Source organism: Succinivibrio dextrinosolvens DSM 3072 (assembly GCF_900167015.1).
In the GTDB taxonomy this organism is placed as follows: Bacteria; Pseudomonadota; Gammaproteobacteria; order Enterobacterales; family Succinivibrionaceae; genus Succinivibrio; species Succinivibrio dextrinosolvens.
Map to the genome: position 1 here is coordinate 1 of NZ_FUXX01000013.1, position 21,694 is coordinate 21,694.

The window sequence follows — 21,694 nt, forward strand, 5'->3', positions numbered from 1 at the left end:
TTTCTGTGACACTGTTGAGGATGCATCCTTACGTTGGAATGAATGGAGAGATATGGCTTTAAGCTCAGAAGTACCAGAAATAGTTAAGTTTGCCGAGGTTCAGGAAAGGAAGTATAAGGATGGAATAATTAACTCAAGTCTGTATAGAGTTGGAACTTCAATAGTTGAGGGAATAAACAATAAAATAAAAGTGATAAAAAGAAAGGCTTATGGTTTTAGAGATTTTGAATATTTCAAGCTTCTAATAATGTGGAATTTCCCTGGAAAATATAACGGGGTTTAACAAAACCCCGAAATTATGATTAGAACCATAAATTTTACGGGCAATATATATATGCTTAAACTTAAGTTGGTATTCTGTTTATATGTTGAGGTTACTATATGCTTTTAAACAAATTATCAATTATTACTTCAGCAGCTGTACTAGTCTGTTCTTTAGTAAGCTCAGCTTATGCAGATGAAAGCAGACTTCAGAGAATTAAAGACAATGAAGAGCTTAGAGTATCTGTTAATAATGATCTAAAAATACTATCTCTTCAGGATAGCAAAACAGGCGAATATAAAGGACTTGAGCCATCAATTGCCAAGATGATTGCCAAAGCAATCGGAGACAAGGTCAATGTCACCTTTATCACCCCCCCAACAAACCGCGACAATGTACTTGAGATCGACTATGCGGACTGCATGATCGGTACCTATACCATTACAGAGGAAAGAAAGCAGAAATACGATATTTCATCCCCTTACTTTGTTACCAATATATCAGTACTTGTAAACAAAAATTCAAACATAAAATCAGTTAAGGACTTGGAAGGAAAGAAAGTCGGCGTTATCAGAAACGCAACCGCTTCAAAAGAGCTTGTAAAATACATGATTTCCAAAGGATTGATTGATAAGTCTGCATATGAAGATAAATCATTCGACGCAGATCTATGGAACAACAAGATAACCTTCAAATCCTATGATACAGATGGGGCTGTAATGGAGGATCTGGATACTAACGAAATCCAGGCTTTCTGTAACGACAAGATCATTCTGGAGTCTCATTTAGACGGAAATTATGTAATCCTAAAGGATGAATTTGCTCCCCAGGCCTACGGAATTGTTAGCGCAAAGGGTTCAGATCTGTCACCTTTTATCGATGCTCTTATCGAAAAATGGAAGAAAGATGGAACCTTAGATAAATTAATTTCTGAAAATCTTTAAACCACTCCCCAAAACAAAAACTATTCTCTATATTCAAGCTCCAAAACTGATCAGTTTTGGAGCTTGAATCTTGTTACCTTTCAATATATTTGCTTTATTTTGAATTATGTTACACTATTAGGGTTCTAAGTGATTTATTTCACTTTTTCTTATTGTTTTTCATTTAAATTAAAGAGATAAATATGAGTACTTGCAAAGCATGTTGCGAAAATAATGGCAGCGAAAAGAAGCGCCTGCGTATTGCAATTCAGAAATCTGGGCGACTAACTGATGAAACCTTAAAGTTATTCAAAGACAGTGGAATTAAGATTTCCTCTAACCGAGATCATCTGCTTGCACATGCTGAAAATCTGCCTATAGACATTCTGCGAGTACGTGATGACGACATTCCAGGTCTTGTTATGGATCATGTTGTTGACTGGGGTATTGTGGGACAGAATGTTCTTGAAGAAACCACCATGCAGCGTGATTTAGATGGAATGTATACAGGATTCAATGAAGTTCTAAAGCTGAATTTCGGTGACTGCAGACTATCTGTAGCAGTTCCAATGGAAGAGGAATGGCACGGTCTTTCTGATCTTGAAGGCAAGAAGATTGCAACCACCTACCCTCACCTGCTTCGTCGTGTTATGAAGAATGCCGGTGTTAACTTCAGATCAGTTCTGTTAACCGGTTCTGTTGAGGTTGCCCCTCGCGCAGGTCTAGCAGACGCTATCTGTGATCTTGTATGTACCGGTGCAACCCTGCAGTCAAACGGTCTTAAGGAAGTTGAGACAATTTATACCTCAAAGGCTGTCCTGATTGGACGTGATCAGCCTTTATTCCCAGAGAAGCAGGCAATCGCAGATATGATTATCGAGCGTTTCAAGGGCGTTATGTCAGCTGTTGAAAGCAGATACATCATGATGAATGCTCCAAAGGCTAAGCTAGAGCAGATTAGAGCTATCCTGCCAGGTGCCGAGAATCCTTCAATTATCGAACTTGAAGGCAGTTCCGACAGAGTTGCACTTCATGTAGTATCAAGAGAAAAGGTGTTCTGGGAAACTCTAGAACAGCTAAAGGCTCTTGGTGCAACCTCTATTCTGGTTGTTCCTATTGAAAAAATGCTTGGCTAATAAGGGACAGAAATGGAAGTAAAGATTTGGAAAGAACTGAGCAGCAAGGAGCAGGAAGCTGCTCTGATGAGACCTGCTCAGGCCTCATCTGACAAGATCAGAGAGATTGTTACATCAATTATTTCCAGAATCCGCAAAGAGGGCGATACCGCCCTTTTTGAGTATTCTAAGACCCTTGATAAGTTTGAGGGTGAGAATATCGAATGGACAGCAGAGGAAATCAGCGCAGCCTGCAAAAGAGTTGATGCAGACCTTAAAAAGGCAATTGATACAGCCTATGAGAACATCGCAAAGTTTCACGCTGAGCAGAAACCTCATCACATAAAGCTAGAGACATTTCCTGGAATTGTATGTGAGACTCATACTCATCCAATCGATTCTGTAGGTCTTTATGTACCAGGCGGTTCAGCTCCATTAGTATCAACAGCGCTGATGCTTGCTGTTCCAGCAAAGATTGCTCAGTGCCCTGAGGTAATTCTATGCTCACCTCCTCCAATTTCTGATGCCATTATTTATGCTGCATCAAAAGCTGGTGTAAAGAGAATCTTCAATCTTGGCGGTGCTCAGGCTATAGCAGCCATGGCCTATGGTACAGAAAGCGTGCCAAAGGTTCTTAAGATCTTTGGACCTGGCAACCAGTTTGTAACCATGGCAAAGAGAATCGTATCCAACGATGCACAGGGTGCTTCAATCGATATGCCTGCAGGTCCTTCAGAGGTTCTGGTAATTGCATCAGACAGCGCAAATCCAGAATATATTGCTGCAGATCTGCTCTCTCAGGCTGAACACGGTCCAGACTCACAGGTGATTTTAATTGCCTTAAGCCAGGAATTTGCAAACAAGGTTATGCAGAAGGTTGATGAGCAGCTTGAAGCTCTTCCTCGTAAGGAAATCGCTCTTAAGGCTCTATCCAAGAGTACAGCCTTAGTTGTGGATTCCTTAGATGAGGCTGCAGAGCTATCAAACAGATATGCTCCTGAGCATCTGATTCTGCAGATTGATGATCCTGATTCACTAATCGGCAAACTAAGAAATGCAGGCTCAATCTTCGTTGGAGCATACACTCCAGAGTCTTTAGGCGATTATGCTTCAGGCACCAACCATACTCTTCCAACCTATGGTTATGCAAAGACCTTCAGTGCTCTGGGTACAGATGACTACAGACGACGCTATACCATTCAGAGAGCATCAAAGGAAGGATTAAAAGAGATTTCAAAGACTGTCACCACCATGGCTTCAGCTGAGGGGCTTGATGCCCACAGAAATGCCGTAGTTGTGAGAGTAAAAGATATTTAAACTGAGGATAATTTTATGAACTTTGAAAAACTAATTACCAAACACGTACAGAAGCTTGTCCCTTATTTATCAGCTCGTCGTATTGGTGGTCATGGTCATAACTTCCTCAACGCCAACGAGTCTCCTAAATCAGAGGGCTATTTTTTAAATTCATCAACACTCAACAGATATCCTGACTGTCAGCCAGAGGAACTGATTGAAAGATATGCTGACTTTGCCGGTGTACACAAGTCAATGGTACTTGCAGCCCGTGGCTCAGACGAGGTTATCGGACTTATCATCAGAACCTTCTGCGAGGCAGGCTCTGAGGGTATTCTGATTGCCCCTCCAACCTACGGAATGTATGAGGTTGCAGCAAACACCAACAATGTACTTGTTGCTACAGCTAAAAGAGAGGCTGATTTCTCATTAAAGGCTCAGTCACTGATTGATGCAGTCAACAGCAGCTCATTTAAGATTAAGGCTGTATTTATTGACTCTCCAGCAAATCCACTGGGCAATATCTTCGAGAAAGCTGAGCTTGAAAAACTTCTTAAAGCTCTTCCAGATACTCTGATTGTTATGGATGAGGCTTACGTAGAGTTCGCATCAGAGGCTGATGATTACACCTCAATGGTAAAGGATCACGAGAATCTGATTATCACCAGAACTCTCTCAAAGGCATTTGCCCTTGCAGGTATCCGCTGCGGTTTTGCTATTGCCAACGAAAACATTATCAAGGCAATGCTGAAGGTAATTGATCCATATCCAATCTCCGATCCAGTAGCTCAGATTGCGGTTCAGGCACTGTCAGATCACGGTGTCGAAATGACCCGTGAGCGAGTTGTAAAGTGCAATGAAAGACGAGCAAAGCTGAAGGAGGCTTTAGAGTCTCTGCCTTTTGTTGTTAAAACCTTTGACTCTGTAGGAAACTTCATTTTAGTTGAGTTTAAAGACGGTCCTAAGGTTTTCGATGCCATGGTTCAGAAAGGTGTAATTCTACGTTCCTTTGAAACCAAGCCTGGTCTTAAGAACTGCGTAAGAATAACAATCGGCTCTGATGCTGAATTAGAGGAGCTGATGCGCTACCTCAAGGGCGTGGAGATTTAGTGTGAAAAAATATCTTTTCATCGACAGAGACGGAACTTTAGTAACCGAGCCTGAGGATTATCAGGTTGATGCGCTATCAAAGGTAAAGTTTGAAAAGAATGTTATTCCTGCCCTGTTAAAGCTTCAGGCTGCTGGCTACACCTTTGTTATGGTTTCAAATCAGGATGGACTTGGAACAGAGTCCTTTCCTCTTGATACATTCACACCTGCACACGAGCTTATTCTAAATACCCTGGAGAGTCAGGGTATTGATTTTGAACAGGTGCTGATCTGCCCTCACAAGCCAGAGGATCACTGCAGCTGCAGAAAGCCTGAGCTTGGTCTTGTAATGTCATATCTTAAGGACACCTCATGGGATAGAACAAAATCCTATTTCATCGGTGACAGAGATACTGACGTCAAGATGGGACAGAACATGGGCATCACTCCTATAAAGTACGACCCTGAGAATATGGGATGGGACAGAATTGCAGATGAACTCTGCTCTCTGCCTCGTGTTGCCACTGTTGAGAGAAACACCCGCGAAACCAAGATTAAGATCACTGTAGATTTAGATCATAGCGGTCGCTCTCACTTTGATACCGGTATCGGCTTTTTTGACCACATGCTTGATCAGATTGCAACCCACGGCGGTATCAGCATTGATGCCAAGATTCAAGGCGATCTTGAAGTGGATGATCATCATACCATTGAGGATACCGGCATTGCTTTAGGCGAAGCTCTGCTAAAAGCTTTAGGCGATAAGAGAGGCATCGGCAGATTCGGCTTCGTGCTTCCTATGGATGAGGTTTATGCAAAGGTATTTGCAGACTGTCTTGATGATGACAATGTCACTGTCGCACTAGATATTTCAGGCCGTCCTCACGTCAAGTTTGATTTCTGCGCCGATTTCACCCGTGACAAGGTTGGTCAGATGTCAGCCCAGATGGTTCCTCATTTCTTCCATGCTCTGGCTGTAGCTATGGGATTAAGCCTTCATATGTATGTAAGTGAGGGTAATGCCCACCACCAGATTGAAGCTTTATTCAAAGCATTCGGAAGAGCCCTGAGAGTTGCACTTGCAAGATCAGGAAATGAACTGCCATCTTCAAAAGGAAAGCTTTAATCATGAAGATTTCTATCATTGACACAGGTTCAGCCAATTTAAATTCTGTAGTACAGGCCTTTAAGAGAATCGGCTATGAAGCAGTAGTTTCATCAGAGATTGCTGATTTTGAAAAGGCAGACAGACTGGTGCTGCCAGGCGTAGGTACAGCCAGTGCTGTAATGGATGGAATCAATAAGTATAAGCTTAGAGATTTTATTCTTGAGACTAAAAAGCCTCTTTTAGGTATCTGTCTTGGCATGCAGATTCAGGCTACCGATTCAGAGGAAGTTCCTTTAGGACAGGACAGCGTGATTGACTGTCTTGATATCGTAAAGTCACGAGTTGTAAAGCTAAAGTGCGACGGACTGCGTCTTCCTCACATGGGATGGAATACTGTAAGTCACACCGATCATCCTCTGTTTGCTGATATTAAGCAGGATGCCTATTTCTATTTTGATCACTCATTTGCTATGCAGACCGGAGACTACACCATAGGCAAGACCACCTATGGAACCGAGTTCTCTTCAGCAATTGCCAAAGACAACTTTATGGGAGTTCAGTTCCACCCAGAAAAGTCATCTGCAGCAGGTGAACAGTTACTGACAAACTTTATTAAGAATTTCTAGGAGCAAAAATTGATTATCCCTGCACTTGATTTATCAGGCGGTCACGTCGTTCGTCTTAAGCAAGGTGATTTTGCTCAGAAGACTATTTTCGATGTAGATCCTATCAAGAGAATTTACGATGCAGCCAATCAGGGCGCTGAGCTGATTCATATTGTTGATCTGGATGGAGCAAAGGATCCTGTTCTAAGACAGAGAGCTCTTATCAGCAAGATTGTAAAGGCTTCCCCTGTTCCTATTCAGACCGGCGGCGGTATCAGATCAGAATTTGATATCAGAAATCTTCTTGATCTTGGAGTTGAGAGAGTTGTAGTAGGCTCAGTTGCTGTAAAGCAGCCTCATCTTGTCAGAGGCTGGTTAAAGCTCTTTGGTGCCGAGCACTTCACTCTGGCTCTGGATGTAAGACTTACTGATAATGTTCCTTATGTGGCAACCCACGGCTGGCTGAAGACCTCTGATACCACTTTAGATCAGATTCTGCGTCACTATCTGCCATATCATATCAAGCATGTGCTTGTAACCGATATCAGCAAGGACGGCATGATGAAGGGAGCAAACAACTCTCTTTACGCTTCCTTATATGCTAAATATCCTGATCTGGATATCATTGCCTCAGGCGGTATCTCATCACTAGACGATATCAGAAATGTTGCCAGAGCCAGAGCTAAATCCGTAGTTTTAGGCCGCTCTCTTTTAGAGGGTAAATTCTCAGTTGAGGAGGCTATCAAATGCTGGCAAAACGCATAATTCCATGCCTTGATGTTCGTGATGGTGTTGTTGTAAAAGGCGTTCAGTTCAGAAATCACGAGGTCATGGGCTCAATTATCGATCTTGCAAAAAGATATGCAGATGAAGGTGCCGATGAGCTGGTTTTCTACGATATTACAGCCTCCTCTGACAACCGTCGTGTAGACAAATCATGGGTTGCAAAGGTCGCTGAGGTTATCAATATTCCTTTTGCAGTGGCTGGCGGAATCAAGTCTGTTGAGGATGCAAGAACCATTCTTCAGTACGGAGCCGACAAGATTTCCATCAACTCTCCTGCTCTTGCAGATCCTACTCTTATCACCCGTCTTGCAGATAAGTTTGGTGTTCAGTGTGTGGTAGTCGGAATCGATACCTACTATAATAAGGAACTTAATAACTATCAGGTAAAACAGTATACCGGTGATGTAAGCAAGACCACCACTACCTCCTGGACCACTCTTGAATGGGTAAAAGAAGTTCAGAAACGAGGTGCAGGCGAGATTGTCCTGAACATGATGAATCAGGACGGTATGCGTAATGGTTACGATTTAGAGCAGCTTAAGAAGGTTCGTGAAATCTGCAGCGTACCTCTGATTGCATCAGGCGGTGCAGGCACAATGGAGCATTTCTATGAGGCCTTTGAGCTTGCTAATACTGACGGAGCTCTGGCAGCTTCAGTATTTCATAAGGGAACCATCCATATTCCTGAGCTTAAGAATTATTTAAAAGGAAAAGGAGTTTGTATCCGTGATTAGATATTTCCATGGTTTTGAAAGCATTGACGATTTAGATTTTGAAAAGAATGACGGGCTGATTCCTGCAATTGTTCAGGACTGCCAGACCGGTCAGGTTTTAATGATGGGCTATATGAACAAGGAATCAATCCAGAAAACCATTGATACCCATTATGTAACCTTCTTCTCAAGAGCAAGACAGAAACTGTGGACCAAGGGTGAGGAATCAGGAAACTTCCTGCACATGAGATCAATCACCTGCGACTGTGACAAGGATACCCTGCTGGTACTGGCAAGACCTGACGGTCCAACCTGCCATTTAGGTACCACCAGCTGCTTTGATGCATCTCCACTTGCAGATGCAACCTCAAGATATATTTCAGGCAATCCTTTACAGAACTATAATTTTGTAAAATAAACTTGATTTAAAAAAGCAAATTAAGATAATGGTATGTGAGAAAAACACATACCATTTTTTTTAGGAAAAAAAATAATAAAATGCAAAATTCTGTTCATATTGGTCTTGAACTTGAAACACTAATCATCTTTACCCTTTTAGCTATTTCCGGCCTTGTAATCGATCTTTTTGCCCACAGAGCCGACAAACCAATCTCGATTAAAGCAGCAGCCTTCTGGACTATATTCTGGATCGTCATTGGAGTTTCCTTTGGCCTCTTCCTGTACTTCCATTTCTCAGCAGAAGCTGCATCACTATACTTTGCAGGTTATGCCTTTGAAATGGCGCTGTCGGTTGATAACCTTTTTGCAATTATGGCGATATTCTCCTGGTTCGGTATCAAATCTGGCTATACCCACCGTGTACTTTACTGGGGTGTTATCGGAGCAGTTGTCTTCAGACTTATCTTCGTTTTAATCGGTACCAGCCTGTTTGCTCTTGGACCATATGTTGAAATCGTATTCGCTGTAATGGTTGCAGTTTCAGCTATTCTGATGCTCAAGAAGAAAGAGCATGAGGAAACCTCAGACTTCTCTGCCCATCCAGCATTTAAGTTTGTAAAGATGTTCCTTCCTCTGTATCCAAAGCTCTACGGACACAATTTCTTTATCTCAAGAGAACACGTTGAAGAAGAGCTGAAAAAAGAAGAGAACAAGGATATCGTCCTCAAGAGAAAAGGACTGTTCTTTGCTACCCCATTATTCCTGTGCCTGGCAATTGTTGAGACCTCTGATGTAATGTTCGCCTTTGATTCAGTTCCTGCAGTTATCGCTGTTTCAAAGGATCCATTCATTGTTTACTCATGTATGATCTTTGCAATGCTTGGTCTGCGTTCAATGTTCTTTATTCTGGACGCCTTAAGAAACGCACTGGTACATCTTGAAAAGGCTGTTATCTTCCTGCTGTTCTTTGTTGCATTTAAACTATTTGCAGCAGCTTCTCTGCATCTGTTCGGTGTAGGCCTTGATATTGACGTTTATACCTCTCTGATTGTGATTGCCTCAGCATTGACAGTAGGTATTCTTGCAAGCTTCGTTTTTCCAAAGAAGATTGAAGATTCACAGGCAAAAGAATAGACTTTAGAGCTTAAGATTATGCAAAGGCAGAAGGTTAGTCTTCTGCCTTTTTTATTGAAAAGCATAAAAAAAAAGCGCACCTGCGCTTTTTTTGAGGAATAACGATAATTCCTAACGTGAGACCTTCTCACCGATCTCTCGGTCCTCAAAGGTTCTCTTGCCGTTAACAATAGAAGTTACATAGGTATTGATAAGATTCTTCGCCTCTGCTGAAACCTCTCCAGATAACTCAATGAAATACATATTATTAGGCTCGCCTACAATAACAGCATTTCTTGCTATATTAGGACATGAAATAGTAAAGAAAGCCTTGCCCTGTTCTCTTGGGGCTCCACATTCATTGGTTTTGGCATACTCCTGAGCAAGAGTTGTAGCATCCTTGTCCTGAGTAGTCTTTGTATACTGAAAACGAACCTTGGTCTTAGGCTGAGGCTGAGTTTTCTTATTCACAGGAGATGAGTACTCAATAGATGTACCTTCTACCTTTACATTCCAAGATTCAGGAACTGGTGGAAAATAAGCCATCTGGGTTTCTGCGTATGCAGAAAAGCCTAAAAGAATGGCTGATAACAGAACGAGTTTAGATTTAATTATCATTAGAATTATGCTCCTCACGATTTATCTCGTCATGTAATAATTTTAGTCCATCGTTTACGGTTACGCACTTACAGAAAACTTTAAAAAATGGATTTAATTCTCTTCTGTGAACTCTTGCATAACCTAAAAACTGCTTGGCTCTATCCATTACCATCTTCTCGGTAGGTCTTGATTTGGCAAAGACCTCAATAACCTCAACATCGGTCTTCAGGATATCAACAATTGAAAATGGCTCTGCCCCTTCCTTAATCACATGACCTAAGTTAGGAATAGCAAAAGCACCTCTGCCGCACATAAAGTCGTTACATAAGGTGATTTCCTTACACTTTACGGCATCTTCAAGAGAGTTGATATTTCCGTTGGCAATAAGAGTAGCATTAGGAGCCAGTTCATGAAGATTACGCATTGAAGACCAGTCTAAGGCATCTTCCTTGTATAAATCTTTTCTGGTTCGACAGTGAACAGTAATTTCCTTAACACCATCAACAGCAACAGCCTTAATCACCTCAGGAGCCTCAGCTTTATCAGCAAAGCCAAGTCTTACCTTTGCAGACAGCTCACACTCAGGAGGAAGAGCCTCACGAACTGTACACATAATCTCGTGCATCAGCTCAGGTTCTTTTAAGAGCATAGCTCCTGAATGGTGAACGAATCTTGAAGGGCATCCGAAATTGATATCAATGGATTTTGCACCAAGTTTATGTGCTTTAACGGCAGATAAAGCCAGAGTTTTAGGATTATCTCCTAAAAACTGCACACGCAGATCAGTACCATCTGGAGTCTTGCAGTCATTTAAAAACTCAGGGATCTCGCGGATCAGAGTTTTCTCTGAAACACACAGATCAGTAATACGGATAAATTCTGAGAAACACAGATCATAGCCGCCGTGAGCACATAAAACCTCACGCATAGGGCCATCTGCCAGTCCCTCAAGGGGAGCCAAATAAACTTTGCTATCTTTTAACATAATTCGATACAAATAGTGAACAGTGCGCTCATAATAGCAATTTTTGGCAATTTGTCATCTCTTTTTGTGATAGAATTTTTCGCAGCTAAGGAGACGAAATGATAATAGCTACCCACGACGGAACTTTTCACGCAGACGAAACCACTGCATGTGCCATTCTTACATACCTTTTTGATACGTCTTCAATCATCAGATCACGTGATCCTGCAGAGCTTGAAAAAGCTGATATCATTATTGATGTGTCAAATATCAATGATGACAAACACTTTGATCACCACTCAAAAGATTTCAAACTGTGTCGTGACAACGGAGTCAAATATGCCACAGCAGGTCTGATGTGGAATAAATTCGGACACGAGTACCTAAAAAAGGTTGCACAGAAGGAGCTTGAATTCCGTCCTTCAGCAAAAGTAATCGACAGCGCATTTGTACGTATCGATGAAGATATCATGACCATGATTGATTTAAATGACAATGGTCAGCTGACAGGCTATGTCGATCTGATAACCGATCCAAAGACAGATAGTGAAAGAGCTATAGTCAACAGATTAAATGAGCTTTATCAGGCTACAGCTGATATTCCTTTCATTGTAGCCATGATGAATCTGCCAAATAAGGTAGGTGCAGAGCAGGACAAGTCCTTTAATCAGACAGTTAAAATGCTCAAGACCATCCTTCTTAATGCGGCAATCAATGCACTTCACACTGAAAGCGGTGTAGCCAAGGTAATTGAAGCCTACTCTGGCGGTGAAATTCTGATTATGCATGAGAGACTGCCTTGGACCAGTGCTGTTCTGAACAATCCAGAGATCTTCAAAGACTGTCTTATCGCTGTATACCCAGACAGAAACCAGAGATGGAGAGTACAGTCCCTGCCTCAGTCAAAGGCACAGCGCTTTAAGAACAGACTATCCGCTCCTGCAGCATGGAGAGGACTTAACGATACCGAGCTTGATAAGGCAACCGGACTTAAGAATATGACCTTTATTCATAAATCTGGCTTTACAGGCGGAGCTCAGACCTTTGAGGATAATCTTGAGCTGGCCAAGCTGTGGCTTGAGCTTGGAGAAAAGGATTAGATTAGCAATCACCTTCTTAACAATATACAACCTGGATTTTTCTGTTTATTTAAGGCAGTGAAATCTGAGTTTGTATTGTCTCTATTTTAACGTTCAGTTCTAAAATAATAACCAAAAACAATAACGATTTTACAGCTTGAGATATTTTTAATTGTGACTTTACTTGATTCGGATCAGAGCATGTCCATCGTTGCCTCTGGCGCGCAGGAAGCTTACCTTTCGGTCCACATCATCAGGGATCTGCTTTTGCTTGTAGAAAAATGAGCGGTCCCTAACCTTCAGATCAACCGATCCCTTTCCCCCCTCAAGCTTCTTACCATTAGAAAACTCTGAGTACAGATAATAGATATCGTTCTTGCTGTCCAGCTCGACCTTGGCCTTCTGCTTTGGCATAACGTTATACCATCCATCTACTACCCAGTCATTTTCCTTGTTATCAAGATATGAAAAGGCCATAACCACTGTAGCGTCGGTCTGATTCTCTATCGTAATCTCAAGAGCATTGGCGTAAAAAGCGCATAAAACAGAAGCTAAAGAAAGCACAACCTTTTTCATACGAAATCCTTATGGAGCAAAAAATCCAGGGCCGTCACCAGAGCTGTCCGAAGACTTAGACTGAGTCTTGGTATTGGTAGAACCTTCAGAAGTCTCAGAGGATAACTCTTTGTTTTCTTCTGCTGTATCAGTCTGATTTTCAACAGGATCTTCTACAGGGTTCCTACCTTTATTTGTAGTTGAATCTAAGCCATCTGTAAAGTCGGAAATGTCTCTTCTTGATGGCTGTGAGCTCTCGTTATCATAATTTTTGATTGTTGTCCCCTGAGGGGTATATTTTCTGACAAATTCTTCCACACCATTCTTTTCAAGCTCGAAACGGAAATTTCTCACAAAAAGAATCATGTATACCATAGGCAGAAGCATGACCAGATTGAATGGAAGTTTAACATTTAAAATAAGTTCTACTAATAACAGTAGACCTACTATAGTATTTGCAAATGAGCTAAGTCTTAGCGTATTACCAAAGGATGTCTTGATTTTTCCAACAAAAACAAAGAGAAACTTCGATAAAACAGCCATTACAAGAGCATTAAAGACCAGAATGCAGAAGAACCAGCATAGAAGAAAAATGAAGATGAATGGAACTGCAAGACCGAAAAGAGCATCCACAACATTTGAAACCTCAAGAGGATCAAAGTTAGTACCTGTGGTCACAAGATCAGTGTACTTAACAACAGTCTTCTGGTTTGGAGCCTTTACAGATATTGTCTTTGAATTAAGCTCGACAATAGCCTTCTGAGCATTACCGGATAAAGGCTGATCCTTTACATTGTATACAACTGCAAGAGTTCCGTCTGTTGTAAAGATTTCCTTATAGCTGTTGTCTTCAACTAATGGCTTGAAGGAGCCATCCTGAGCAACATAGCTAGGAGGGATCATGGCTACGATTCTTGGAAGTTCAATACCTCTGAAAATCTCAAGAACGTGATTGATCTTAACACTTGCAGGAATAGAAAGAATTACAGATAAAAATAGCAGATAAAGCAGACCGAATCCTTTCATTCTGAATAGAACATCAAAATAAAACTTTTTAGAGGATAGGGCCTTAATTGGATAGGAGCAGTAGTTTAAAAATTGTTCTTTTGTTATCAAAGCTTATAATCCTAGTGAACATATACCTACTCTAAGAATAACACACAACTGTGAACAAATTTCTTTATATCAGGAACAAAATCAGCCAAAAGTTGAAAATTTAAATCAACGAAACTTCGATTTTTTTCTAAAAAAGCACCAAAATTTACCCAGAAATACACAACCTCTTCCAAAATGGAGCAATTCATACCCCCGATTTGCTCTCTTTTAATGCATTTTTATCAAAAAAAATGGCTTTTATTGATTTTAAAAACCGGCAGATAGAATATGAAATAGTGTTAAACAACACTGTGAAAACGACAAATAACATTAGGAATTAACATGTCACTATTAATAACACTGAGCAGAATACTTGCTAAATATACAGCACTGTTCGTTATCGGCACTGCTGTCTTCGCCTACTTTGTTCCATCATCATGTACCTTCGTAAAAGGAAATACTCAGATTATTATTCTCGGCATTATTATGCTCTCAATGGGTATGACTCTAGGCAGACAGGACTACAGAATCCTGGCCCAGAGACCATTTGACATTCTTATCGGCACAATTGCACAGTTCACCATTATGCCTCTGATTGCAATTGCGCTTGCAACCACCTTCAATCTATCAGACGGCCTAACTTTAGGTCTTGTTCTGGTTGGCTGCTGCCCAGGAGGTGTTTCATCCAACATTATGACTTTCCTTTGCAAGGGAGATGTTGCCTTCTCAGTTGGTATGACCACTGTATCAACCATTATTGCTCCTGTAGCAACTCCTCTGTTAGTAAACTACCTTGTAGGTCAGCGTATTGATATTGACGGCTGGAGCATGTTCCAGTTTATGCTGATGGTTACCATCGTACCAGTTGGCATCGGTTCTCTTTGCAACATTATTTTCGGCAAATTCGATTTCTTCAAGAAGATTCGTCAGATCATGCCTGGTGTTGCAGTAATCGGATTTGCTCTGATTGTTGGTGGCGTTATTGCTTACCACGGACAGAAATTCCTTGAGTCAGGACTTGTAATTTTCCTGTGCATTTTCTGTCACAACGCTTTAGGATACCTATTAGGATTCTTTGCAGGCCGTACCTTCAAGATGAGTACAGCAAAGAAGAGAACCCTTGCAATTGAGGTTGGTGTTCAGAATGCAGGCCTTGCAACAGGTCTTTGCGGCAAGTTCTTCCCAACATCTGCAGAAGCAGCTATCGCATCAGCAGTATCCTGCGTATGGCATTCAATTTCAGGAACCATCCTTGCAAATATCTTTGCAACCTATGACAAGAAAAAGGCTGAAGGATCAAATAATCTTCAGACCTCAACAGAACAGTAGTAAGGAAGAGTAATGGAGCTATCCCGTACCGTTGAGCTGGCACAGAAACTGGTTAGAATAGAATCAGTAACACCTGATGATAACGGGTGTCAGGATCTGATAAAGGAGATCTTAAAGCCGTTGGGCTTCACCTGTTACACGATTGAAGAAAAAGGTGTAACAAATCTTCTGGCAACTCACGGACGGGGCTCCCCTTTCCTTTTATTCTTAGGTCATACAGATGTCGTCCCGGTCGGAGACGAGTCATCATGGGATCATCCTCCATTCTGTGGCGATATCTTCGAGTATGACGGAGAGCCTTATCTGTATGGTCGAGGCAGTTCTGATATGAAGGGCGGTGATGCCGCAATGATCACTGCAATGTGCGAGTACATAAGGCAGAATCAGAATCATATTGGAACCATTGGACTGCTGTTAACCTCAAATGAGGAAGGAGATGCCATAGGTGGTACTCCTTATGTAATCGACTACATGAAAGAGCGTCACATGATCCCTACCTACTGTCTGATTGGAGAATGCTCCTGCGATAAGATCTTTGGAGATTCCATCAAGAACGGTCGTCGTGGAGATATGAATGCCACAATTAACGTTCATGGAATTCAGGGACATGCAGCTTTAGAACAGCACGCTAAGAATGCTGTATTCGAAGCATCTCGCTTTATTCAGGGAATGCTGGATAATCCTATTGATAACGGAACACCGTTCTTCCCTCCAACCTCATTTCAGGTATCCAATATTCATGCAGGAACTGGTGCTGACAATGTAATTCCTGGCTCATGCACACTGCGCTGCAACTTCAGATGGAACGATTCTCAGACTCCATCTCTTATAGAAAAGCACGTAAGAGGCGTGGCAGAGGATCTTAATATTGACTGCGATATGGAGTTCAGAGAAGAGGGAAAGCCATTCCTTACAAAGGACGGAGAGCTTATTGATGCTCTTTATAATTCAATAAGAGCAGTCAGTGGTGTTACCCCTGATCTTGGAACCTCGGGTGGAACCTCTGATGGCAGATTCGTAAGGCCACTTGGAACTCAGACTGTAGAATTTGGTCCTGTTTCAGATTTAATCCATAAGGTTAATGAAAGAGTCAGTGTAAAACAGCTTGATATGCTGCATGAAATCTACCTTAGAGTCATTTATCAGCTGATGATACACAAGCCTATTACTGAAGAATAGACTCTCTTTTAAAAACCAAAATATCTTCATATGACCTCATTTTCTCGTAAAAACGATGGATTGAGGTCTTTCTCTTTATGCGTTCCAATTAGTTACACATACCAGACTCATATGCTTTTCTACAAGAATTGCTCTATAATCGTTGCTGTATTATTTAAGGACGAATATGGAAAAGCTATTTGATATAAATGAATTAGGCTACAGCGTACGCTGCAAATTATTCTACGATAAAGACATACATGCCATCGATAAGGTTGTAATCGCAACCCACGGCTTCGGTGGATTTAAAGACAATAAATCTGTCGAAAAATTCGCAGAAAGAATCGATACAAAATATAAAGGCTTTGGCGTAATTACATTTGACTGGCCTTGTCACGGTCAGGACGCAAGAAAGAAACTTCTTATAAGTGAATGCCAGACCTACCTTAAGCTTGTTATTGATTACGCTCTAAAGCACCTGAAGGCAAAAGCCTTATACAATTATTCTGTAAGCTTTGGCGGCTTTAATCCCCTAAAATACATAGCAGATAATGGTAATCCTTTTGAAAGAATTGCCCTAAGAAGTACTTCAGTAAAGCTCTATGACATCATGTCATCAACTATTTCTGAGGATGATCATAAGAAGCTATCCAGAGGAAAAGAGGTCTTAGCAGGCAGAGACCGCAAGATGAAGATCAGTAAGGAATTTCTGGATTCCCTAAAGACCATAGATGAGGAAATTGCAGGCTTTGACTATATTGATTATGCAGAAAGCATCCTCATGATTCACGGTACCCTTGATGACAGTGTTCCTATTGAGAATGCAAAAGAGTTTTCTGATAAGAATATTATTGAACTTGTAGAAGTTGAAAAGGCAGATCACCGTTTTTCAGATCCAAAGCGAATGGATTTTGCAATTCAGAAAATAATCGACTTCTTTGCACCACAGAACAGTTAACTCAATTCATAATCTCCTCCAGCCACGATTTGGGCGCTGGAGGAATGATCAAATTGATTTCCCGCAGATTATAGTTATGTCCACAGAGAGGTAATGAACATAGGAGAGGCATCCTTGGACTTGACAAAACCGCAGTCAGAATAGAAATGTAGTTCGTCATCATAGGCAATCACAGCAATTCTAAGGTAATCCTTATAGTGTTCCTTCACCTTTGCAACCAGAGTTCTGCCTATAGTCTGTCCGTGATATGCAGGATTTACCAGAAGATAATGCACATAGGCATTCATGATGCCATCATCCATAGCACAGATCATTCCTACAAGCTTATCCCCATCCCATGCAGAATAGACTGTATGGAAATTCTTCATAGCAACCACAAGCTTGTCAGGAAAATGACCAGATGACCATTCTACAGAGAGGAAAAGCTCTTCAAGATCCTCCCTTTTTAAATCGTGTATGTCCTTGTAGAGAATAGCCATTTATAATCCTTAGAAAAAAACATTCCAAAAACAAAAATCACCAGAAACACAATAAAGGCAACTGGTGATTTTCCTTAACTTTAAGCAGCTTACCTTAATTCTCAGCGATAAGATCCTTTACAGCTTTCTCAAGCAGCTCCATGGCTTCATCGACAACCTTGGCTCTGATATTAAGAGCAGGTGCAAGACGCAGCACATCAGAGTGAGCTGTAAGAGTTAACAGCTTATGCTTAAAGCAAAGTTTCTGAAGCTCAGAGGACTTGCCTGCATATTTACCGTCTAAGACAAGACCTAGCAGCAGACCTTTACCTCTAACTTCCTTGAATACATGATACTTTTCATTAAGCTTAGAGACTTTCTCAACAATGTAATCATGGGTTCTGTTAACCTTTCTAAGGAAAGCCTTGTCACTTACCTTGTCGATAACATAAGCGCCAACAGCACAGGCAAGAGGATTACCGCCAAAGGTTGAACCGTGAGTTCCAGGTACAAAATGAGAAGCAAACTTATCGTAGGTTAGAACCGCACCAATTGGAAGTCCTGAAGCCAGGCCTTTTGCTGAAGTAAGAATATCCGGTTTAACTGGAGTCTGCTCATAGGCATAAAGAGAACCGCTTCTGGCAACACCGGTCTGAACCTCGTCGAAGATCAGAGCTGCATGGTATTTATCACAAAGCTCTCTAACCTTAATCAGAAAGTCATTGTCTGCTGTGATAATACCGCCCTCGCCCTGAATTGGCTCTAGGATAACTGCACAGGTCTTATCGGAGATGGTCTCCTCAAAGGTCTTGGTATCATTGTATGGCAGATGGGTAATTGCGGCAGGTTTTGGACCGAAACCGTCAGAATAACTCTCCTGTCCACCTACGGTTACAGAGAAAAAGGTTCTGCCGTGGAAGCTGTTGTTAAAGGAGATAATCTCATTCTTCTCCTCACCATAGAGATCAAAGGCAACTCTACGGGCAAGCTTTAGGGCAGTCTCATTTGACTCGGCACCTGAATTTACAAAGAATACCTTTTCATAACCGGTCTTCTTTACAAGTTTTGATGCAAGAGTCAGAGTGTACTCATTACAGAAAATGTTACTTACATGAATAAGATTAGCGGATGCCCTTTTGATAACCTCAACTACACCTTTAGGAGTATGCCCCAGAAGATTAACTGCAATTCCCGAGGTAAGATCAGTGTATTTATTGCCCCTGTTGTCATAAACATATGCACCGTGAGCCTTCTTGATAACCATATCCATAGGGTTATAGCAAGGGAACATTACCTCATCAAAAGTCTTTCTTGTAATCTTCATTATGCATTCTCCTTATTCACATCGTATATGTATGCAACTTCATCACAGGTGGCGCGTTTAGGGCAGTTTTCACAGTCTTTTAGAATCTTCTCAGGCAGAGCTTCAATTACAGTCTTCTGGAAGCCCACCTTTGAGAAGAATTCAGGAGAGCGTGTCAGGACAAAGACTCTCTTGATAAACATCTTTGCAGCTCTCTTTAAAAGATAATTAACAATAGCTCTGCCCTGTCCCTGTCTCTGAACTACAGGAGAAACACCTAAAGAACGGATTTCAGCAAGACCGGAATCATAAACATATAAACAGGCACAGCCCATTACCTGAGAGTCTTTGACACACACGGCAAAGGTCTGAATACCTCTGATAATATCATTACGCTTACGAGGAAGGTTCTGTCCCTGCTTAGCCCAGTATTCAATCATATCCATCAGAGAGTCAACATCTTCTAAAGTTGCCTGTCTTACAGTAAAACTTGCATGTTCCTGCTTTAGGAAGATCTGATTAAGGTTAACCAGAGAATCCTTAATTGAAACCAGCTCTTCATCAGTGATCTTGTGCTCTGCACGAAGATCGGCGATCTTATCGTAGATCTCTTCTAAGGTATTGTTCTTTAATTCATCCAGTATGTAGAAGGATGATTCCTGAGTGATAGGTGGCATATATAATTCTCCACGAAATAAATTAAACCTGAAAACCAAAACTCTGACTAGAGTTCAATAGCAGTTCCAAGCCGATGCCGTGAAGAGACAATCTCTTTTAATAAAGGATCTTTAAAGGATGCGATATAAACAGGCTTTCCAATAAACTTTGCTGTTTCCACAGCACTCTTTACCTTAACCTGCATACCGCCGCTGATGGTACCATCTTCAATTAAGCTATTAAGCTGTGCCTCGTTTAAAGAAGGAATTAGCTTTCCTTCCTTATCAAGAACACCTGGGACATCAGAAATAAAATAGACGGGAGCGGACAGTAACAGTCCGATTGCTGAGGCTACATCATCTGCATTAACGTTATACATCTGCCCTTCTGAATCAAGAGCAACAGATGCGATTACAGGTGTATAGCCACCATCTAAAAGCATATTGATGTAATCTGCTGATACAGGAGAAACCTTTCCTACCATTCCAAGGTCGGCAGAAAGCTGTTCTACGCCTAAGGAATTGCCGTCAGAGGCAATCATGCCGATTGCCTTAAGACCATTCTTTATGGCTAAAGCCTGCAGCTTCTTATTACACATTCCGCAAAGGGCGGCACTGATATATGGCATCTGTTCTTTAGGGCTGACTCTAAGACCATTCTTCTTTTCTACTTTAAGATTCAGATCTTTAAATAAAGCGTCAACCTCAACACCGCCACCATGGACAACCACAATACGTGAAGAGCGGGCTGCTGAAAACAGCTCTCCCAACTCCCTGTGTCCATCCAGAGCCTTACCGCTTAGCTTTATAACAACAGTATTTTCAGTCATTACACGATACTCTTATGAAGATCTTCTACGATCTGCGAAAATACCACTTAAATCTCTTCGGTTAACCAAAGAGTCCCTTTAGCTCATCAAATCCATAATATAGATTGAATACCTGCACAGCCTGAGCTGAGGCACCTTTGAGCAGATTGTCTATACATGAACATACTACAATATAGCCATCTTTCATGGCATAACCGATATCACAGTATGGAAGATACTGAACATCCATAAGCTTTGGCATTCCGTCCTTTACTCTAACAAGAGGCTTGTTGTCGTATACGGAATATGCCTTCTTAACCTGCTCTACGGTTACATTGTCCTTAAGTTTTGCATTGATTGTTGCGTGTATACCGCGTTTGAAATCGCCAAGATGAGGAGTGAAGATCACTTCGCATCCCAGATGCTCTGCTATTTCAGGCTGATGACGGTGAGTAAACACACCATAGGCATTTAAGCTTACCTCGCAGAATGAATTTGTAAGCTTGGCTTTTCTGCCTGCACCTGAAACACCTGATACAGCGTTGATTGATGGACGATAGTTTCTATCCAGAAGATCCGCATCAATAAGAGGACGCAGTGCCAGCTGTGATGCTGTAGGATAACAGCCTGGCAGAGAAATCATCTTGGTTGCTCTTAACGCATTTAAATCAGTGAACTCAGGCAGAGCGTATACAGCTGAAGCCAATAGTTCAGGATACTTATGCTCAAAGCCATAGGCCTCAGCAAATACCTTAAGATCAGAGATTCTGAAAGCACCGGATAAATCGAATACAGCAATACCAGCTGCAGTAAGAACAGGAGCCACATCGTGACTTACCTTGTGGTCGGTTGCCAGAAATACGGCATCAACCTCTCCAATTAAATTCTTTGGATCACTCATTGGTTCTAAAACAAGATCACAGCGACCTTTTAGTGAACCGTATAAATCTGAGATTTTCTTATTTTTATCAAGTGAGTTTTCCGATACATACAGATGCTTTAGACATACTTCATTATGTGCACAGAAAATGCGGCATAATTCAGCACCTGCATATCCACTCGCGCCTACAACAGCAACACTTAACATCAAAACTCCAAAATACATTTGTAAAATACATTAAAAGTTTACAAGATATTCTAAAGTAAAGAAAAATAATGTTACTTTTGCACAGTTTTAGATCTTTTAACTTAAGACAGAGCCTAGAGAAAGGAGGAAAACAGGAAATATTACGTCTGATATTCCCCAAAAAAGAGAAAAATATTCTTTTTTTTGAATTAGTTTTAAGGCAGCTTCTCTCTTGTCATTATGCCTTACAAAAGC

At 41.3% G+C, this 21,694-nt stretch carries 24 protein-coding genes; 15 read left to right on the forward strand and 9 right to left on the reverse strand.

What is annotated here, in order from left to right:
* From B5D46_RS12275 to B5D46_RS05050, 11 genes are all read left to right on the forward strand, one after another.
* Positions 1 to 283: transposase (locus tag B5D46_RS12275; protein ID WP_200805021.1), on the forward strand; the 283-nt coding region annotated here is incomplete at its 5' end.
* Between the two features lie 98 nt (positions 284 to 381).
* A complete protein-coding gene (locus tag B5D46_RS05005) occupies positions 382 to 1,206 on the forward strand; it encodes a transporter substrate-binding domain-containing protein (RefSeq protein ID WP_078928520.1) in 825 nt (274 codons plus the stop codon).
* 182 nt (positions 1,207 to 1,388) lie between these two features.
* The gene (hisG, locus tag B5D46_RS05010) at positions 1,389 to 2,321 is read left to right on the forward strand and encodes an ATP phosphoribosyltransferase (RefSeq protein ID WP_078928521.1); all 933 of its coding nucleotides are present in this window, start codon (positions 1,389 to 1,391) and stop codon (positions 2,319 to 2,321) included.
* A gap of 12 nt (positions 2,322 to 2,333) precedes the next feature.
* Positions 2,334 to 3,617 (forward strand): histidinol dehydrogenase, encoded by a 1,284-nt coding sequence (hisD, locus tag B5D46_RS05015; RefSeq protein ID WP_078928522.1) that lies wholly within the window; start codon positions 2,334 to 2,336, stop codon positions 3,615 to 3,617.
* A gap of 15 nt (positions 3,618 to 3,632) precedes the next feature.
* Positions 3,633 to 4,706 (forward strand): histidinol-phosphate transaminase, encoded by a 1,074-nt coding sequence (gene hisC, locus B5D46_RS05020; protein WP_078928523.1) that lies wholly within the window; start codon positions 3,633 to 3,635, stop codon positions 4,704 to 4,706.
* 1 nt (position 4,707) lies between these two features.
* Positions 4,708 to 5,811, forward strand: coding sequence for a bifunctional histidinol-phosphatase/imidazoleglycerol-phosphate dehydratase HisB (hisB, locus tag B5D46_RS05025; protein WP_078928524.1), 1,104 nt, complete (start codon positions 4,708 to 4,710; stop codon positions 5,809 to 5,811).
* A 2-nt stretch (positions 5,812 to 5,813) separates the two neighbouring features.
* Positions 5,814 to 6,419, forward strand: coding sequence for an imidazole glycerol phosphate synthase subunit HisH (gene hisH / locus B5D46_RS05030; protein WP_078928525.1), 606 nt, complete (start codon positions 5,814 to 5,816; stop codon positions 6,417 to 6,419).
* 9 nt (positions 6,420 to 6,428) lie between these two features.
* Positions 6,429 to 7,163, forward strand: a complete 735-nt coding sequence (locus tag B5D46_RS05035) for a 1-(5-phosphoribosyl)-5-[(5-phosphoribosylamino)methylideneamino]imidazole-4-carboxamide isomerase (protein WP_078928526.1) — start codon at positions 6,429 to 6,431, stop codon at positions 7,161 to 7,163.
* Positions 7,145 to 7,918 carry an imidazole glycerol phosphate synthase subunit HisF gene (hisF, locus tag B5D46_RS05040; protein WP_078928527.1) on the forward strand — a complete coding sequence of 258 codons (774 nt, stop codon included), beginning with the start codon at positions 7,145 to 7,147 and terminating at the stop codon, positions 7,916 to 7,918. Before B5D46_RS05035 ends, hisF begins: the two co-directional genes overlap by 19 nt.
* Positions 7,911 to 8,315: a phosphoribosyl-AMP cyclohydrolase gene (hisI, locus tag B5D46_RS05045; protein WP_074942434.1), complete on the forward strand. Its 405-nt coding sequence runs from the start codon at positions 7,911 to 7,913 to the stop codon at positions 8,313 to 8,315. The genes hisF and hisI overlap by 8 nt, the downstream gene beginning before the upstream one ends.
* A gap of 80 nt (positions 8,316 to 8,395) precedes the next feature.
* Entirely contained in the window at positions 8,396 to 9,430 is a 1,035-nt protein-coding gene (locus B5D46_RS05050) for a TerC/Alx family metal homeostasis membrane protein (RefSeq protein WP_078928528.1), read from the forward strand.
* Positions 9,431 to 9,541: 111 nt separating this feature from the next.
* Here B5D46_RS05050 and B5D46_RS05055 read toward each other — a convergent pair whose 3' ends face one another.
* Positions 9,542 to 10,027: a hypothetical protein gene (locus B5D46_RS05055; RefSeq protein ID WP_078928529.1), complete on the reverse strand. Its 486-nt coding sequence runs from the start codon at positions 10,025 to 10,027 to the stop codon at positions 9,542 to 9,544.
* Positions 10,017 to 10,970, reverse strand: a complete 954-nt coding sequence (locus B5D46_RS05060; protein WP_159443023.1) for a tRNA-dihydrouridine synthase family protein — start codon at positions 10,968 to 10,970, stop codon at positions 10,017 to 10,019. The genes B5D46_RS05055 and B5D46_RS05060 overlap by 11 nt, the downstream gene beginning before the upstream one ends.
* A 122-nt stretch (positions 10,971 to 11,092) precedes the next feature.
* Here B5D46_RS05060 and B5D46_RS05065 point away from each other — a divergent pair, with 122 nt between their 5' ends.
* Positions 11,093 to 12,073, forward strand: a complete 981-nt coding sequence (locus B5D46_RS05065) for an MYG1 family protein (protein ID WP_078928531.1) — start codon at positions 11,093 to 11,095, stop codon at positions 12,071 to 12,073.
* A gap of 159 nt (positions 12,074 to 12,232) precedes the next feature.
* Here the strand turns inward: B5D46_RS05065 and B5D46_RS05070 are convergent, their stop codons facing one another.
* Together B5D46_RS05070 and B5D46_RS05075 are read right to left on the reverse strand one after the other, a co-directional pair.
* Entirely contained in the window at positions 12,233 to 12,628 is a 396-nt protein-coding gene (locus B5D46_RS05070) for a DUF1036 domain-containing protein (RefSeq protein WP_031492774.1), read from the reverse strand.
* Positions 12,629 to 12,637: 9 nt separating this feature from the next.
* Positions 12,638 to 13,723 carry a DUF1189 family protein gene (locus B5D46_RS05075; protein ID WP_078928532.1) on the reverse strand — a complete coding sequence of 362 codons (1,086 nt, stop codon included), beginning with the start codon at positions 13,721 to 13,723 and terminating at the stop codon, positions 12,638 to 12,640.
* A gap of 321 nt (positions 13,724 to 14,044) precedes the next feature.
* On the opposite strand from B5D46_RS05075, the gene B5D46_RS05080 reads away from it, so the two are divergent.
* The 3 genes from B5D46_RS05080 (at position 14,045) to B5D46_RS05090 (ending at position 17,147) form a co-directional block, all read left to right on the forward strand.
* The gene (locus B5D46_RS05080; RefSeq protein ID WP_078928533.1) at positions 14,045 to 15,031 is read left to right on the forward strand and encodes a bile acid:sodium symporter family protein; all 987 of its coding nucleotides are present in this window, start codon (positions 14,045 to 14,047) and stop codon (positions 15,029 to 15,031) included.
* A 12-nt stretch (positions 15,032 to 15,043) separates the two neighbouring features.
* Positions 15,044 to 16,210: a succinyl-diaminopimelate desuccinylase gene (gene dapE, locus B5D46_RS05085; protein WP_078928534.1), complete on the forward strand. Its 1,167-nt coding sequence runs from the start codon at positions 15,044 to 15,046 to the stop codon at positions 16,208 to 16,210.
* 166 nt (positions 16,211 to 16,376) lie between these two features.
* Positions 16,377 to 17,147: an alpha/beta hydrolase family protein gene (locus tag B5D46_RS05090; RefSeq protein WP_078928535.1), complete on the forward strand. Its 771-nt coding sequence runs from the start codon at positions 16,377 to 16,379 to the stop codon at positions 17,145 to 17,147.
* Between the two features lie 74 nt (positions 17,148 to 17,221).
* On the opposite strand, the gene B5D46_RS05095 is transcribed toward B5D46_RS05090, so the two are convergent.
* From B5D46_RS05095 to argC, 5 genes are all read right to left on the reverse strand, one after another.
* Positions 17,222 to 17,626: a GNAT family N-acetyltransferase gene (locus tag B5D46_RS05095; protein WP_078928536.1), complete on the reverse strand. Its 405-nt coding sequence runs from the start codon at positions 17,624 to 17,626 to the stop codon at positions 17,222 to 17,224.
* Positions 17,627 to 17,720: 94 nt separating this feature from the next.
* On the reverse strand, positions 17,721 to 18,929 hold the full coding sequence (locus tag B5D46_RS05100; RefSeq protein WP_078928537.1) for an acetylornithine/succinyldiaminopimelate transaminase: 1,209 nt from the start codon (positions 18,927 to 18,929) through the stop codon (positions 17,721 to 17,723).
* On the reverse strand, positions 18,929 to 19,585 hold the full coding sequence (locus tag B5D46_RS05105) for a GNAT family N-acetyltransferase (protein ID WP_031492766.1): 657 nt from the start codon (positions 19,583 to 19,585) through the stop codon (positions 18,929 to 18,931). The genes B5D46_RS05100 and B5D46_RS05105 overlap by 1 nt, the downstream gene beginning before the upstream one ends.
* Positions 19,586 to 19,632: 47 nt before the next feature.
* The gene (gene argB, locus B5D46_RS05110) at positions 19,633 to 20,394 is read right to left on the reverse strand and encodes an acetylglutamate kinase (RefSeq protein WP_078928538.1); all 762 of its coding nucleotides are present in this window, start codon (positions 20,392 to 20,394) and stop codon (positions 19,633 to 19,635) included.
* Positions 20,395 to 20,455: 61 nt separating this feature from the next.
* A complete protein-coding gene (gene argC, locus B5D46_RS05115; RefSeq protein ID WP_078928539.1) occupies positions 20,456 to 21,460 on the reverse strand; it encodes an N-acetyl-gamma-glutamyl-phosphate reductase in 1,005 nt (334 codons plus the stop codon).
* Between the last annotated feature and the right edge of the window lie 234 nt (positions 21,461 to 21,694).